The sequence below is a fragment of the Achromobacter sp. 1011791174 genome, from assembly GCF_059760925.1.
In genome coordinates, this window is record NZ_JCBANH010000066.1 from 19,539 (window position 1) to 35,035 (window position 15,497).

The 15,497-nt window shown below is 67.4% G+C and carries 13 protein-coding genes; 3 read left to right on the forward strand and 10 right to left on the reverse strand.

Annotation, left to right across the window (positions count from 1 at the left end):
* Positions 1-44: 44 nt before the first annotated feature.
* From AC6LJ5_RS20670 to coq7, 10 genes are all read right to left on the reverse strand, one after another.
* Positions 45-1,178, reverse strand: a complete 1,134-nt coding sequence (locus AC6LJ5_RS20670) for a glycosyltransferase family 4 protein (RefSeq protein WP_498141462.1) — start codon at positions 1,176-1,178, stop codon at positions 45-47.
* Positions 1,175-2,332: a glycosyltransferase family 4 protein gene (locus AC6LJ5_RS20675; protein ID WP_199770928.1), complete on the reverse strand. Its 1,158-nt coding sequence runs from the start codon at positions 2,330-2,332 to the stop codon at positions 1,175-1,177. The genes AC6LJ5_RS20670 and AC6LJ5_RS20675 overlap by 4 nt, the downstream gene beginning before the upstream one ends.
* Positions 2,329-3,444, reverse strand: coding sequence for a glycosyltransferase family 4 protein (locus AC6LJ5_RS20680; protein WP_498141463.1), 1,116 nt, complete (start codon positions 3,442-3,444; stop codon positions 2,329-2,331). The genes AC6LJ5_RS20675 and AC6LJ5_RS20680 overlap by 4 nt, the downstream gene beginning before the upstream one ends.
* A 5-nt stretch (positions 3,445-3,449) precedes the next feature.
* Positions 3,450-5,363, reverse strand: coding sequence for an asparagine synthase (glutamine-hydrolyzing) (gene asnB / locus AC6LJ5_RS20685; protein ID WP_498141464.1), 1,914 nt, complete (start codon positions 5,361-5,363; stop codon positions 3,450-3,452).
* 47 nt (positions 5,364-5,410) lie between these two features.
* Positions 5,411-6,556 carry a glycosyltransferase family 4 protein gene (locus AC6LJ5_RS20690; RefSeq protein ID WP_498141465.1) on the reverse strand — a complete coding sequence of 382 codons (1,146 nt, stop codon included), beginning with the start codon at positions 6,554-6,556 and terminating at the stop codon, positions 5,411-5,413.
* Positions 6,553-7,905: a murein biosynthesis integral membrane protein MurJ gene (gene murJ, locus AC6LJ5_RS20695; protein ID WP_498141466.1), complete on the reverse strand. Its 1,353-nt coding sequence runs from the start codon at positions 7,903-7,905 to the stop codon at positions 6,553-6,555. Before murJ ends, AC6LJ5_RS20690 begins: the two co-directional genes overlap by 4 nt.
* A 1-nt stretch (position 7,906) precedes the next feature.
* The gene (locus AC6LJ5_RS20700; protein ID WP_498141467.1) at positions 7,907-8,932 is read right to left on the reverse strand and encodes an SDR family oxidoreductase; all 1,026 of its coding nucleotides are present in this window, start codon (positions 8,930-8,932) and stop codon (positions 7,907-7,909) included.
* Between the two features lie 10 nt (positions 8,933-8,942).
* The gene (gene tviB, locus AC6LJ5_RS20705) at positions 8,943-10,220 is read right to left on the reverse strand and encodes a Vi polysaccharide biosynthesis UDP-N-acetylglucosamine C-6 dehydrogenase TviB (protein ID WP_103271098.1); all 1,278 of its coding nucleotides are present in this window, start codon (positions 10,218-10,220) and stop codon (positions 8,943-8,945) included.
* Between the two features lie 107 nt (positions 10,221-10,327).
* A complete protein-coding gene (locus tag AC6LJ5_RS20710; protein WP_103271099.1) occupies positions 10,328-11,431 on the reverse strand; it encodes an MraY family glycosyltransferase in 1,104 nt (367 codons plus the stop codon).
* Between the two features lie 805 nt (positions 11,432-12,236).
* Complete coding sequence (gene coq7 / locus AC6LJ5_RS20715) at positions 12,237-12,902, reverse strand: 2-polyprenyl-3-methyl-6-methoxy-1,4-benzoquinone monooxygenase (RefSeq protein ID WP_498141468.1); 666 nt, start codon at positions 12,900-12,902, stop codon at positions 12,237-12,239.
* A gap of 120 nt (positions 12,903-13,022) precedes the next feature.
* On the opposite strand from coq7, the gene AC6LJ5_RS20720 reads away from it, so the two are divergent.
* From AC6LJ5_RS20720 to AC6LJ5_RS20730, 3 genes are all read left to right on the forward strand, one after another.
* On the forward strand, positions 13,023-13,463 hold the full coding sequence (locus tag AC6LJ5_RS20720; protein WP_498141469.1) for an OsmC family protein: 441 nt from the start codon (positions 13,023-13,025) through the stop codon (positions 13,461-13,463).
* Between the two features lie 135 nt (positions 13,464-13,598).
* Positions 13,599-14,570 (forward strand): thymidylate synthase, encoded by a 972-nt coding sequence (locus AC6LJ5_RS20725; protein WP_498141470.1) that lies wholly within the window; start codon positions 13,599-13,601, stop codon positions 14,568-14,570.
* A 611-nt stretch (positions 14,571-15,181) separates the two neighbouring features.
* On the forward strand, positions 15,182-15,497 hold a 316-nt coding region (locus tag AC6LJ5_RS20730), incomplete at its 3' end, for an MHYT domain-containing protein (RefSeq protein ID WP_498141471.1).

A 15,497-nucleotide genomic window follows, 5' to 3' on the forward strand; every position in this document is an offset into this window, starting at 1 on the left:
CCGCCGCTGCCCATAGCCGGGCGCGCAACGCGCCCGGCCGTTCATCAAGCGCTCAATGCGTCGTATAGATCGACGTGTATGCGCGCCACGCGCTCGATATTGAATTCGCGCTCGGCCAGGGCGCGTCCCGTCGCGCCCATCGCGTGGCGCAGCGCCGGATCGGCCGCCAGCCGGGCGATTGCGTCCGCCAGCGCGCCGGCGTCGCGCACCGGCACAAGCAGGCCAGTCTTGCCCGGTTCGATCGCATCGCGGCAGCCAGGCACGTCGGTCGTGACCACGGCCCGTCCGCAGGCCGCCGCCTCGATCAGCGACTTCGGCAGCCCCTCGCGATAGGACGGCAGCACCGCGATATGCGAGGCAGCGTAAAGCGCCGGCACGTCGCTGCGTTCGCCCAGGGCCTGGACACAGCCCTCCGTCTGCCACGCCTCGACATCCTGCGGGGTCGCCGAGGCGGGATTGCCCGCGTCCACGCCGCCCACCAGGCGCATGGACACGGGCACGCCGCGCGCGCGCAGCAGCCGCGCCGCCTCAACGAATTCATTCACGCCCTTGTCGCGCAGCAGGCGCGCCACCATGGTGACGACGACCGGCGGCTCGGGCGGCTCGGGCGATGCCCGGTACTCAGCCAGATCCACCCCGGCCCCGCGGATCATCACGACCTGTTCGTCGCGCACGGCCCCCAGGGATTTCAACAGATCCCGGTCGCTCGCATTCTGGAAAATCACCCGGCTGTTGCCATGCCCCAGCGCGATCCGGTACAGGCGCGCCACCACGGCGCGCACGAGCCGCATCTTCAACGAGTTCGACAGGAACACGAACCCCAGGCCGGAAATCGCCGCGACCATGCCCGGCACCCGGGCGAGGCGCGCGGCGATGCCGCCATACAGCACCGGCTTGATCGTCACCAGATGCACCACCTGCGGCCGCAGGCGGCGGAACAGACGGATCAGCGCCAGCAGGGTGCCCAGCTCCTGCAACGGATGCTTGCCGCTGCGCGTCATGGGAATGGCGTGGTGCGTCATGCCCAGGGCCTGGATATCGGCCACGGCCGGCCCGTCCATGGTGGCCACGTGCACGTCATAGCCGGCGCGCTGCGCGGCCAGGGCCACGGGCAGGCGATGCGACATGAAGAACGCCGGATTGTTGACCACGAACAGCAAGCGACGTCCGGCGCTCATGCCTGATCTCCAGAAATGCGGCGCCACACCGCGATGTATTGCTCGACCATGCGCGCGAGGCTGAAATTGGCCAGCACCCGCGCGCGCCCCGCCTCGCCGGCCCGACGGCCGCCGCGCGCGGCCACCTCGCCCAGCCCGGCCTCGATGCCGCGCGCCAGGGCCTCGGGCTGCTCGGGCGGCACCACGATGCCCGTCTCGCCGACGATGAAGGCGGCGTCGCCCACGTCCGTCACCACGCAATAGGCGGAGCAGGCCATGGCTTCGGCCACCACGTTGGGAAAGCCTTCCGCGCAACTGGACAGCACGTGCACGTCCAGGCCGTTCATCACCGCCGGCACATCGTCGCTGGGGCCGGCCAGCACGATACGCTCGGCCAGGCCCAGCCGTTCGATCAAGGCGGCCAGCTCGGCGTTCTCGCCGGTCATGCCGCGCCCCACCAGCACGCAGCGCAGGCCCGCATCGCGGCCGTCGCGCACCAGCGCGGCCACCGCGCGCAGCAGGTTGGCGTGGTCCTTGAGCGGATCCCAGCGCGCCACGCAGCCGATCAGCGGCGCGTCCGCCGGCACATTCCAATGCTGCCGCATACGCGCTCCGGCCTGCGCGTCAGGCGCGTAGCGCGACAGGTCATAACCGTTGGAGATCACCGTCATGCGATCGCGCCGATAGCCCTTCGCGGCATGGCGCTCGGCCGCGTCCTGCGCCGCGCACACGATGGCGCGCGGCACCCGGCGCGACAGGAAGGCGCAGGCGCGCAGCACCATCCGCGCCGAGCGGCTGCTGCGTTCCAGATGCGCGCCGGAATTGCGTATGCCCCAGGCGATCGCGCGCACGCCGGCCAGACGCGCGGCCAGGCCGCCGATCAGGTCAGCGTGATACATCCAGGTCTGCACCGCGTCGGGCCGCTTGCCGGCAATCAGACGTCGCAAGGCCAGGAATCCGCCCAGGCTGACGCGGCCGCGCGGCATGCCCAGCGCATGGACCTCGATGCCGGCGGCGCGCAGGCGCTCGCCGTAGATGCCCTCATCGGTCAGGGAGACGACGACATGCTCCACCGGCTCGCCGGCATGGGTGGCCAGACGGAACAGCACCGACTCGGCGCCGCCCTGCCCCAGGCCCGTGATCACGTGCAACACACGCAGCGGCCGGGCGCTCATAGCCGCGCTCCCCGCACCGCGTCGAACAGCGCATCCCATTCGGACAGCACGCTGGCCAGGGCATAGCGCTGGCGCACGGCCTGCGCGCCACGCGCGCCCAGCTGCGTGCGCAGCGCCTGGTCTTCCAGCAGGCGCCGCAGCGCGTCGCGCAAGGCGCCGCGCTCGCCTGCCGGCACCAGCAGCGCATCCTGGCCATCACGCGTCATTTCGCGCGGACCGCTGGGGCAGTCGAACGCCACGCTGGGCAGGCCCAGCGCCATCGCTTCGAGCAGCACGTTCGGAAATCCCTCCACCGCCGAGCTGAGCACGAAGGCCTGCCCCTGCGCCAGGGCCTCCCAGGGCGTCTCCGTGCGTCCCGGCAGGCTGATCCGCTCTTGCAGCCCCAGGCGCGCGACCTGGCTTTCCAGCGCGGCGCGTTGCGGCCCTTCGCCCCAGATGCGCAGGTTCCAATCGGGAAAGCGCGGCGCCAGTTCGGCATAGACGTCGATCAGCAGATTGAACTGCTTGTCCGGCACCAGCCGCCCCATCGCCAGCAGCTCGCGCGGACCGTCGTCGCGCTGCGCGACCAGCGGCGCGTCGAGCAGGGGCGCAGGCAAGGGATTGGGAATCACCGCCAGCCGCTTGATGCCTGGCACCTGCCTGGCGAACGGTCCGGCGGTGGCCTCGGCCTGCACGGTCACCATATCGGCGCGCGGGTACAACAGGCGCCGCAAGCGGCGCCATACCTGCCCGGTGGTGGTGTCAACGGTGGGATTGGTGCGCTCGCAGACAATCAGCGGCGCGCGCAGCCCGCGCGTCGCCAGGATGGCGGCGACGTTGACATTGGTCAGGAAGGACACGACCACATCGGGCCGGGTATCACGCACATGCCGGCGCAGCGTCAGCAGGCGCTTGAACGCGGCGACCGCGCCCGACGCGCGCGTGCCCGCCAGGTCGGCCAGCCAGGCCAGCCGCACCTTGTCCGACAGCGGATAGAAGCAACTGCCCTTGGACGAGTACGTGGGCGTGAGCGTGACCTCGTCGCCACGCTCGGCCCAGGCATTGACCAGCGTCGCGGCGACGCGCTCGGCGCCACCCGCGTGCATGGAGCTGACCAGCATCAGTATCTTCATGGGCCTCATGCCCCTCGCGCGGCGCCGCGATAGCGGTCGAGCCAGGCCTGCATCATCAGCACGCCCCACAGATGGCTGTCCCAGTTGCGGTGGCCGGACACATGCTCGCGCCACTTGCGCAGAATCGGTTCGGGCTCGAACCAGCCTTCCTGGCGCAGCCGCGCCGGATCCAGCAGCGCCTCGGCCCAGTCGCGCAGCGGTCCGCGCAACCAGGCGGCCAGCGGCACGGCGAAACCGCGCTTGGGACGGTCCACCAGCGCTTGAGGGACATGGCGGTGCAGCACCTGGCGCAGCAGCCACTTGCCGGTGCCGCCGCGCACCTTGTACTGGTGCGGCAGGCTCCAGGCGAATTCGTAGACGCGGTGATCGATCAGCGGCACGCGGGTTTCCAGACTGACCGCCATGGCCGCGCGGTCCACCTTGACCAGGATGTCGTCGGGCAGGTAGGTGACCGTGTCCAGCTTCATCATGGACTCGAAGGTCGATCCCTGCATGGCGCGCGCGAACTCGGACTCGGGCTCGACGCCGCCCTTGACCACGCGGCCCGGATCCGACCAATAGGACACGAACAGGCGGTAGAACTCGCCACGCGTATCGGCGCGCAGCAACTCGCCCAGCTTGCCGACCTTGCCGCGCCACGCGCCCTTGCCGGGCAAATGCGTGGACGCGCTCAACAGGGCGCCGGCCGGATGGCGCAGGAAAGCGGGCATGCGCTCGCATTTCTGCCACCAGTTGTTGACACGGAAATAGCGCGAATAGCCGCCGAACAGCTCGTCGCCGCCGTCGCCGGACAGCGCCACGGTCACGTGCTGGCGTGCCATCTTCGTCACCAGCGACGTCGGAATCTGCGAGGAATCGGCAAACGGTTCGTCATACATGTCCGCCAGCGTCGGCACCACCGCCAGCGCATCCTCGGCGGTGACGTACAGCTCGGTATGGTCGGTGCCCAGGTGGGTGGCGACAGCCTTGGCGTGCTGCGCCTCGTCGTAGCCCTTTTCGTGGAAGCCGATGGCGAAGGTGCGCACGGGCTGGGCGCTCTGCGCCTGCATCAGCGCGACGATGGTGGACGAATCGATGCCGCCCGACAGGAAGGCGCCCAGGCTGACATCGGACAGCATCTGCCCGCCGACAGCCTTGGAGAGCACGCCCTCCAGCGCATCGACGGCCTGCGCGTCGGACTCGAACGCCAGCAGCGAGCGCGCGGCGGTGTCGGCGGCGTCGCGCGCCGACCAGTACACGCGCGGCTCCGGCATGCGGCGGCTGCGGGTGTCGTCGGCGGTGAACTCGATCCAGGAGCCGGGCGGCAGCTTGGCGATGCCCGCGTAGATCGATTGCGGCGCCGGAATGTAGTTGTGCCGCATGTACGACGCCAGCGCGTTGCGGTTCAGCTCCTGGCCGAATCCCGGCACCGGCGTCAGCCCCTTCAGTTCCGACGCGAACACCAGGTCCGCGCCCGAATAGCCGTAGTACAGCGGCTTTTCGCCCATGCGGTCGCGCGCCAGCACCAGCTTGCGCGCGGCACGATCCCACAGCGCGATGGCGAACATGCCGACCGCCGCCTGCAGCGTGGCCTCGATGCCCAGCGCCGAAAAGCCGGCCAGCAAGGTCTCGGTGTCGGAGTGCCCGCGCCACGACGGCGCCAGCGCCGACTGCTCGAGCTGCTTGCGCATGTCCAGGTGGTTGTAGATCTCGCCGTTGAAGACCATCACGTAGCGTCCGCAGGCCGACACCATGGGCTGGTGGCCGGCTTCCGTCAGGTCCTGGATGGCCAGGCGCACGTGCGCCAGCGCCAGCTCGGCGCCAGCATCCTCCCAGAAGCCATTGCTGTCGGGTCCGCGGTGGCGGATGCGGCGGCAGCTTTCCGCCAGCACCTGCGACTTGTCCGCCAAGGGGCCCCAAATTCCGACTATTCCGCACATGATCAGGTTCTCGTGGTCACCATATCGCGACGGCGCTGCGTGGCGGCCTAACGGCCCGCCCGCGTAACGCCGTCAAAAAGTTCTTCCCAGCGGGCCAACACCCGGTTGGCCGAAAAACGGTCGCGCACATCGGTCGCGGCGGCCGCCATGCGCGCACGCATCGCGTCATCGCCCATGACCGCGTCCAGCGCCGCGCACAACGCAGGCACGTCGCCGTTGGGCCGCACCAGCACGCCATCGACGCCATCGCGCACGACCTCGCGCGGCCCTGTATCGCAATCGAAACAAACGGCGGCCAGGCCGCTGGCCATGGATTCCTGCAGCGTATTCGACAGGCCTTCGAAGCGCGAGGTCAACACATATAAATCCGCACTCGCATACCAATCGCCGACGTTGCCGACGCGGCCGGGCAGCCAGATCCGTTCCCGCAGGCCCGCGCGGCCCACCTGGGCCTCCAGCGCGCTGCGCTCGCCGCCTTCGCCCAGGATGACCAAGTCCCAGTCAGGATGCACGGGCGCGAGACGCTCGAATGCGTCAACCAGGCGATCAAAACCTTTTTCCGCATGCAACCGCCCCACCGCCAGCAGCCGCTTGCGGCCTGGGCGAGGCATCGGATCCCGCCACGGCTCGCCTTGAGGCAGGGGCCAGTGCACGGCGTTGGGAATCACATTCAGCCGGGATCCGGGTACATGGGTCTCGATCCACGCGGCCGTATCGCGCGTCAACGCGACCACTCGCGCGGCGCGCGGATAGGTGAACCGACGCAAGAATCGCCAGAAGCCGGACAGGGCCTGCGAGGGCGGATGCGCGTGCTCCGTCGCGATCACCTTGCAGCCCAGGCCCTCCGACGCGAGCACTGCCAGCATGGACGCGGTGGCCATGATCCCCAGGACGATGTCGGGACGAAATGCACGGATCACGCGGCGCAACGCGCGCACCCGCCGCACATTGCTCAGGATGCCGCGCAGGCCACCGCCTTCACCCGCCGTGTTGAGCACCGCGCGCTGCACCTTGGGATGCAGCGCGTAGACATCGCCGTCGGCGCTGGCCTGCGTCACGATCATGACCTCGCAGCCAGCCTGCGCCCAATGCGCGCTCAGGTCGGCAGCCACGCGCTCGGCGCCGCCGCCATGCAACGAATGGATGAACAGCAGCACGCGGCGCGCGCGGATGGCGCTGGCGTTCTCGGTCATTCGGTCGCCTCCTTGGTTTGCGCCGGGCGCAAGGCCACGACCAGATAGCAGGCGAAGGACAACAGATACATCAGGCTGGTCGCCAGCATGATGCCCGCCGCGCCCATGCTCGGGGCCAGCACGGCATTCAATATGGCCTTGAGCGCGAAATTGGCGACCGCGATGCCGGACATGAGCCGGTATCGGTTCTGGCTCGCCAGCAGCTGGACCAGGATCAGCACGCCGAAATAGAACGGCAACTGCAAAAGGCCCCAGCGCAGCACCTGCGCGACGGCCTGCGTGTTTTCGGCGGTGAAAGCGCCGCGCTGGAACAGCACCGACACGCCCCAGGGCGCCAACAACCAGCCCAGGACGACCGCGCCAGCGCCGGCGAGCACCATCAGCAACGACCATTTCAAGGCCATGGCGCGCGCGCGCGCGCCGTCTCCCCGGCTCTGCACATCGGCCAGCACGGGCAGCGCAGCTCGGCCCACCGACACGGCGCCGATGCCCAGGATCAGGGACAGCAGCCGGCTGGCGTAGCCTAGCGTCGCGTTGGCATTGGCGCCGAGGTTGGCGGCGGCATACTGGTCCAGCGGACCGACAAAGCTCATCGCCACTTGGCCGATCAGCATCACGCCAGCCGCGCCCATGAGCTCCGGCCAGTACGGCGAGCGCAGTGTGAATCGAGGCCAGCCCCAGAAACCGGCGTCGGCACGCGCCGCCAGCCAGGCCAGCCAGACCGTCTGGATCGCGTACCCCACCAGCGTGCCCCAGAGCAGCGGCCCGACGCCCTCGGCGCTGACGGCCAACATGACCCAGGCCAGCGTGGCCACGGCGGGCACGCTGTCGAGCAGCGTGTTGACGTGCCGCTCGTGCGCGCGCAAGCGTGCAGCACTGATGCCCGCGACGAGCAGCAACGCCGACACCGGCGCGAAGGCCAGCAGCAAATCGCCAGTCATGCCGCGCACTTGCGACGACAGCCCCTGCCCCAGCCAGTCCAGCGCATACGGCCAGGCCAGCCAGGTCAACAGGGCCAGGGCGATCCCGGCGGCCAGCACCCAGCCCTGCAATTCACGGATGAAATCTTCCCGCTCAACGCCGTCTGCGCGACGCAGGCGCACCAGCACGGGGATCAGCACCACCGACAGCACGCCCACGATGGTGACGGGCAGCCAGGTCGCCATGGTCATGGTGAACTGGTAGGCGTCCACCGCGTCGCTGACGCCATAGCGGTAAGCCACCGCCATTTCCTTCACGGCGCCCGCGGCCTTGCCCAGCAGCAGGAACACCGCCACCCGGAACGCGCCTTTGAAAATACGCTGGTGGTCCGGGTGGATGGCGCCGAGTTTGCGGATGAGTGATTTCAAATCAACGCAGGAATTGCGTGTACCAGGGCATCGCCTCTTCCAGGCCCTGCAGGATCGTGTGCGTGGGCTGATAACCCAGCAAACGGCCGGCCTTGCTGACGTCGGCCTGGGAATGGCGCACATCGCCCGGACGGAAGTCCGCGTACACGGGCTGCTTGCCGTAGACCACGCCCTGCCGGCCCAGCGTCTGCACCAGGAAGCCAAACAGCTGATTGAGCGTGCTGCGACCACTGACGGCGACGTTGTAGACCTGGTTGCGGCCTTCCTGCGGCGCCACGGCGGCCAGCAGGTTGGCCTGGATCGCGTTGGCTACATAGCAGAAGTCGCGGCTGGTCTCGCCATCGCCGTTGATGGTCACGTCCTCACCCTGGATCATGGCCGAGGTCCACTTCGGGATCACCGCCGCGTAGGCGCCATTGGGATTCTGGCGCTTGCCGAAGACGTTGAAGTAGCGCAGGCCGACCGTCTCGAAACCGTAGCAACGTGCGAACACGTCCGCATACAGTTCATTGACGTACTTGGTCACGGCGTACGGCGATAGCGGTTTGCCGATGTTCTCTTCCACCTTGGGCAGCGCGGGATGGTCGCCGTAGGTGGAGCTGGAAGCCGCGTACACGAAGGACTTGACCTGCGCATCGCGCGCGGCCACCAGCATGTTCAGGAATCCGCCGATGTTCACGCCGTTGGTCGTGATCGGATCCTTCAGCGAACGGGGAACCGAACCCAGCGCGGCCTGATGCAGTACATAGTCGGCGCCTGCCGCTGCGCGCTGGCACGTTTCCAAGTCGCGGATATCGCCTTCAATGAAAGTGAAGCGGGCCCATTGCTCAGGCGACACGCTGGCGCGGACTTCGTCCAGATTGTGTTGGAAACCGGTGGCAAAGTTGTCAAGGCCGGTCACGGTCTGGTCAAGCTTGAGCAGGGTCTCAAGCAAATTCGAACCAATGAAGCCAGCGCAACCGGTCAGCAGCCACTTGCGAGGCGCCGCGGCGAGTGCCTGGACTACGGTTTCAAATCGAGTGCTCATGCGGATATCCTTACAGGCGCAGATCGGATTCGGCGGGCGAGAGCACGTACTTCAGGTCGTACAGGATGTGCTCGGGCTTGCCCAGCTTGCGGATCTCGGCCGCGCCCATGTCGGCGAACTGACGATGCGCCACGGCCAGGATCACGGCGTCGTACTTGCCGGCTTCCGGCTTGGCCACCGGCGTGATGCCGTATTCATGCACGGCTTCCTGCGGATCGACCCACGGATCGTACACATCCACGTCCACGTTGTAGTCGCCCAGTTCCTTCACGATGTCGACGATGCGGGTATTGCGCAGATCCGGGCAGTTTTCCTTGAAGGTCAGGCCCATCACCAGCACGCGCGCGCCCTGCACATGGATGCGGCGCTTGGTCATGGCCTTGACCAGCTGCGACACCACATAGCCGCCCATGGAGTCGTTCAGGCGACGACCCGCGAGGATGATCTCGGGGTGGTAGCCGATGGACTGCGCCTTGTGCGTCAGGTAGTAGGGATCCACGCCGATGCAGTGGCCGCCCACCAGGCCCGGACGGAACGGCAGGAAGTTCCACTTGGTGCCGGCGGCCTTGAGCACGGCCTCGGTGTCGATGCCCATCTTGTTGAAGATCAGGGCCAGCTCGTTGATCAGCGCGATGTTCACGTCGCGCTGGGTGTTCTCGATGACCTTGGCGGCCTCGGCCACGCGGATGCTGGACGCCTTGTGCGTGCCGGCGGTGATGATCTGCTTGTACAGCTGGTCGACCAGCTCGGCCACTTCAGGGGTGGAACCAGACGTGACTTTCTTGATCGTGCTGACGCGGTGATCCTTGTCGCCCGGATTGATGCGCTCGGGGCTGTAGCCGGCGTAGAAGTCCACGTTGAACTTCAGGCCCGACACGCGCTCCAGCACCGGCACGCAATCCTCTTCGGTGGCGCCGGGATAGACGGTGGATTCGTAGATCACGATGTCGCCGCGCTTGAGCACGGCGCCGATGGTCTCGCTGGCCTTGACCAGCGGCGTCAGGTCGGGCTGCTTGTATTCGTCGATCGGCGTGGGCACGGTGACGATGAAGACGTTGGCCTGGCCCAGCTCGGCGCGGTCGGCCGTGTAGCTCAGTTGCCCGGCTTCGGCCAGCTCGGCATCGCTGACTTCCAGCGTGTGGTCGTGACCGGCCTTCAGGGCGTCGATGCGGCGCGCGTTGATATCGAAGCCGATGACGGAACGCTTCTTGCCGAACTCGACTGCCAGCGGCAGGCCGACATAGCCCAGGCCGACGACGGCGAGCTTCACATCCTGAATACGCAGCATAACTCTCCCTTGGCCATGAAAAGGACATGGCACTTCAAAGACGGTGAAACAATGAGTGTGTTGAGCAATCGGGTTTCCCGGACAAACGCGTCCGGGACCTCAAAGCCTCAATGGGTTTTCAATACCGAAGGCAGCAGCAGCCAACCCGGCCGGCGCCAGGACACCAGGCGCGCATACAGCCAGATGTAGACGCCGGCGAAGACCAGCAGGCTCGCGCCCAGCGCCCAGGCGTTGTCCCACCAGATGGTGGCGGGCACCAGACCGATCAAGGCCAGCACCCACATGTAGGGCGAGGCCAGCGCATTGCACAGCGCCGGCACCGCATGACGGCGGCCGCGGCTGAAGGTCACGCGCACCAGGCGGCGGAACACCAGCTGGTGCAGGTGCAGCGCGTCGGGCTGGTCCACCGGCACGCCGCGTTTGAAGCGGCGGCGCCAGATCGAGAAACCGGTTTCGAATACGGGATAGAACAGCACCGCCAGGGCATAGAACGGCGACACCGATGGATTGCGCACCACCAGCAGCACCGCCAGCTCGGCCAGCATGAAGCCCAGGAAGTACGCGCCGCCGTCGCCCAGGAACACCCGGCCGAACGGAAAGTTCCAGACCAGGAAGCCCAGCGTGGCCGACGCCAGCGCGGCGGCGATCATGAAGATCGGCATGTCGCCCACCTGCAAGGCCACCAGGCTGATGGACACCGCCATCAGGGTGGCGACCATGCCGGCCAGACCGTTCATGCCGTCGACGATGTTCAGCGCATGGGTACAGCCGCCCACGGCGAACATGGTGAAGACCAGGGATACCGGCCAGAACGACAGCACATAGTCGACCGGCGCCATGCCGACGCGGCTCACGCCGCCCAGCAGCCACCAGGCGATGGCGGCGGAACCGAACGCCGCCAGCAGGCGCTTGCTGGCGCCGATGTCCTTGGTGATGTCTTCGAGCAGGCCCGCGACGAACACGGGCAACGCGGCCACGAACAGCGCCGGCCACAGCCAGGTCAGCGTCATGTTGCTCGGACCCAGCACCAACAGGCCCGCCAGCGTGCCGGCCAGCACCGCCAACCCGCCCACGCGCGGCGTGGCGCGGGAATGGTTCGCTTGCGGCTTGTTGAGATCGCTGTCGCCGGTGAAGGCGCCATGCCAGCGCTCCGACACCACGATGAGTCCCCCCACCATGAACGCGACCACGCAGATGTACAGCCAGGTCACAGAGTCACCTCAGGTTGGTCTATCGAGACAAGCCCGCCATTATCCGGGGCAGGTGTAACGCTCATATATGGCAGCAATAAGGAAGTGCAAATCACCGGGACAGAACGTAACACCCGGCGCCAGGCCACCCATCCGCGTCCGATCCGACCGCCAGGGCGGACGGATGCAGCGAAACCGCGGCATTGCGGCGGCACAATCATCATCGTGTAATTGTAGAGCTTTCCGCCCCGGCGCATGCGAAATCTCCAAGGGAAAACGCGAATATCGATGCGAGGTTCCGACCTGACGTTTTGCTGTCAGCCCTGGTCCTCACCCTAAAATTGGGGACAAATCTGGCGGAAATAAAAAAAAGCCCGAGATCGTGAGATCTCGGGCTAAATCCACCAAAGGAGGAGGGTGGAGGAGACAACCTTGGCATGTTGGGAGCGGCTTTCGCTCGACTTGGCATCCGGGGTTTGCACCGCGCCGTCTGCGTTTCAACATCCGATGAGATGCATAGTACCGATCTTTTTTGTGCGATGCAAGAATTATTTTTAAGCCTGGGATGACGAGCGTGGGACGTTGTGTATTTGCAGCAATGCCTGACCCCGCACCTCGCAAACCCGCATGAATCAATGATCTACCCGAACGCCGGGTTTTTGCTTAACGGGTTAACCCCTTTCGGGCATACCCTGGTGCATTTCGGGTAATCCCCGATCGAATTTTGCACCAAATCAGTGCCCAGGCACCATTGTGCGGCATTTTTTGCGCACCGCAACAAACGCCGTTCGGATTGCCGCCGTGCATGGCGGCAATCCGATACCGCTCAGATCCAGTATGCCGTCGTGGTCATGATCTTGGACATGGCGCGCATGGCGCCGCGCACCGGCGCGGGCAGCGGCACGCCGCCAGCGGCTTCCGCGCTGGCGCGGTGATGCGCCTCGTCTTCCTTCATCTTGCGCACGATCTGGCGCGAGCGCTCGTCCTGCGGCGGCAAGGTCTGCAGGTGGCCATCCAGGTGGGCTTCGACCTGCCGCTCGGTTTCGGCCATGAAACCCAGGTTGCGCGGCACCCCGGCATAGCTGGCCACCACGCCCAGGGCGTAGGAGCCTGCATACCAGACGGGATTCAACAGACTGGGCCGGCTGCCCAGCTCCGTCAGGCGCTGATTGCACCAGACCAGATGATCGACCTCTTCGGCCGCGGCTTCCAGCAACAGGGCACGGGCGGCGGGTTCGCGGCAGACCGACGCCTGGCCGCGATACAGCGCCTGGGCGCAGACCTCGCCCACGTGGTTCACCCGCATCAGCCCCGCCGCGTGGCGTTTTTCCTTGTCGGACAGCGCAGTGGGCAGTTCTTCGGCGCTGGCCGGGTTCGGCCGGCCGGCGGTGGCGTTGCCCGACAGCACCCGCAGCGCACGGTCCGCCTCGGCCAGCAGCGCGTCCAGCGGGCCGGAACGACGCGAAAACGACGGGAAGGTGGCAGCGGGCATGAGCAACTCCTGGAAATCTGGTCGAACGCCCCTGACGCGGGGCGGGACTCTCGTGCTGGGGATTGTACGCAACGGGTATCATCAGCCATTGACTGCGCTCAAGCTCAAGGACACACGCACATGGAATGCACGATCGACTGGGGCGGCCCCTCGGGCATGCTCTTCACCGCCAGCACCAGCAGCGGCCACGTGGCCGTGATGGACGGCGCCGTGGACGGCGGCGGCCACAACCTGGCGCCCCGCCCCATGGAAATGCTGCTGGCCGGCACGGGCGGCTGCACCGCCTACGACGTGGTCCTGATCCTCAAGCGCGGCCGGCACGCGGTGAGCGGCTGCAGCGTCAAGCTCCAGGCCGAACGCGCCGACGCCGATCCCAAGGTCTTCACGCGCATCCACTTCGCCTTCACCGTGACCGGCCGCGACCTGCCCCGCGCCGCGGTCGAGCGCGCGGTGCAGCTGTCGCACGAGAAATACTGCTCGGCCTCGGCCATGCTGGAAAAGACCGCCGAGCTGACCTTCTCGGTCGATATCGTCGACACCCGGGAAGCCGCGGCCGCCTGAGGCCCGCCGTGGCCCTGCCCGCCGGCATGGTGTAATTCAGCCTCCGCACCGTTTATTTTTACCGTCCCGCCGCGACGCGCTCGCGGTGGGACGTCATGCGCCGCCCTGCCCGACAGGATGGCGCCAGGGACCGCCATGAAACAATACCTGGACCTCGTTCAATCCATCCTCGACACCGGCTCGTGGCAGGAGAACCGGACCGGCATACGCACCCTGAGCATGCCCGGGGCCTCGCTGCGCTTCGACCTGCAACAGGGCTTCCCGGCGGTCACCACCAAGAAACTGGCGTTCAAGTCCGCCATCGGCGAGCTGGTGGGCTTCCTGCGCGCCACGCGCAGCGCGGCCGAGTTCCGCGAGCTGGGCTGCAAGGTCTGGGACCAGAATGCCAATGAAAATGCCCAGTGGCTGGCCAATCCCTATCGCGAAGGCCCGGACGACCTGGGTCCGGTGTACGGCGTCCAATGGCGCCAGTGGCCAGCCTACAAGGTGCTCGACGCCGGTCGTCCGGCGCAGATCGCCGACGCCCTGGCGCGCGGCTATGCCAAGGTCGCGGACCTGGACGAAGGCGGCGCTCCCAAGGTGCTGCTCTACAAGGCCGTCGACCAGCTGCGCCAGTGCCTGGACACGATCCATGAGCGCCCCGGCGACCGCCGCATCCTGTTCCACGGCTGGAACTGGGCCCAGATCGAGGAAATGGCGCTGCCGCCCTGCCACCTGCTCTATCAGTTCCTGCCGAACGCCAGCACGCGCGAGATCTCGCTGTGCCTGTACATCCGCTCCAACGACGTCGGCCTGGGCACGCCCTTCAACCTGACCGAGGGCGCGGCGCTGCTGCACCTGGTCGGCCGGCTGACGGGCTACACGCCGCGCTGGTTCACGTATTTCATCGGCGACGCGCACATCTACGAGAATCACTTGCCGATGCTGCGCGAACAACTGAGCCGCACGCCCTTCGAGGCCCCCCGCCTGGTGCTGTCGGACCGCATCCCCGACTTCGCGGCCACTGGCCGCTACGAGCCGGAATGGCTGGAGCGGGTCGAGCCGGGCGATTTCGCGCTGCAAGGCTATACGCACCACGCGCCGCTCACGGCGCCGATGGCGGTGTAGAAGTCCCCCCGAGCGCTACGCGCTCCCCCAGGGGCGCCGCTGCGGACCGGAAGGATGGGACCCATCCCCGAGCGCTGCGCGCTCCCCCTCAAGGGGGCGCCGCCGCGGACCGGCAAAGCCGGCTCCGCGCGGCCCCGATAGTGTGAGGCCTTGCCGAATTGACGGTTGTCGCCATGGCGCAGGCTCCTGGCTGGGCGTCCGAATGGCGCGGGGCCGAGCGCGCCGCGCTTGGGCAAGCGCAAGCGGGGCGAAGCTGGGCCGCATCGTGGCCGCGCGAAGTGAAGATTGGTGAGCTTCTGAAAGCCCGTTTTCTGTATAACCCATCCCTTAGCCCCGGACGCGCGTCCAGCATGGCACGCGCCCCGTTGCTGCCGAACGGCCCCTGCTGCGCCGTGCCCGTCGCTCGCCGCGCGACCGGGCGACATCCGGCCTCGCCGGTCGCCCTCGTTGCCCGGCCGCAGCCCCCCGCCCAAAGTAAAGAAAGAGAGTACGTGAATCCCCAGCGTCGACAGCAAGGATTGCCCTGCGGGCTATTTGCAACTGTTGACTACGAATTGATGTGAATTGAGGCCGGCGCGGCGGCGGTATGCGCCCAGGACAGGACCCCAAAAATGCTCGTTGGAACATATAACCCTTCGCTCGTCCTCGTATCCCTAGGGGTCGCCGTCCTGGCGTCGTACACAGCGTTGGGCATGGCGAACCGCGTGCGCGCGGCCAACGGCCTGCCGGCGGCGCGGTACTGGTTGTCGGGCGGCGCGTTCGCGATGGGGATCGGCATCTGGGCCATGCATTTCGTCGGCATGCTGGCCTTCAGCCTGCCCATCGACATGGGCTACGACATCCCCCTGACCCTGCTGTCCCTGGCCATCGCCATCGGCTGCTCGGCATTCGCCTTGTGGACGGTGTGCCGCGACGAACTGTCGCGGG

What these genes read in the sequence shown, in the direction of transcription:
- AC6LJ5_RS20670 (WP_498141462.1), bottom strand. Translation starts at nt 1,178, where the DNA reads ATGAGCGCCGGACGTCGCTTGCTGTTCGTGGTCAACAATCCGGCGTTC.
- AC6LJ5_RS20675 (WP_199770928.1), bottom strand. Translation starts at nt 2,332, where the DNA reads ATGAGCGCCCGGCCGCTGCGTGTGTTGCACGTGATCACGGGCCTGGGG.
- AC6LJ5_RS20680 (WP_498141463.1), bottom strand. Translation starts at nt 3,444, where the DNA reads ATGAAGATACTGATGCTGGTCAGCTCCATGCACGCGGGTGGCGCCGAG.
- asnB (WP_498141464.1), bottom strand. Translation starts at nt 5,363, where the DNA reads ATGTGCGGAATAGTCGGAATTTGGGGCCCCTTGGCGGACAAGTCGCAG.
- AC6LJ5_RS20690 (WP_498141465.1), bottom strand. Translation starts at nt 6,556, where the DNA reads ATGACCGAGAACGCCAGCGCCATCCGCGCGCGCCGCGTGCTGCTGTTC.
- AC6LJ5_RS20700 (WP_498141467.1), bottom strand. Translation starts at nt 8,932, where the DNA reads ATGAGCACTCGATTTGAAACCGTAGTCCAGGCACTCGCCGCGGCGCCT.
- tviB (WP_103271098.1), bottom strand. Translation starts at nt 10,220, where the DNA reads ATGCTGCGTATTCAGGATGTGAAGCTCGCCGTCGTCGGCCTGGGCTAT.
- coq7 (WP_498141468.1), bottom strand. Translation starts at nt 12,902, where the DNA reads ATGCCCGCTGCCACCTTCCCGTCGTTTTCGCGTCGTTCCGGCCCGCTG.
- AC6LJ5_RS20720 (WP_498141469.1), top strand. Translation starts at nt 13,023, where the DNA reads ATGGAATGCACGATCGACTGGGGCGGCCCCTCGGGCATGCTCTTCACC.
- AC6LJ5_RS20725 (WP_498141470.1), top strand. Translation starts at nt 13,599, where the DNA reads ATGAAACAATACCTGGACCTCGTTCAATCCATCCTCGACACCGGCTCG.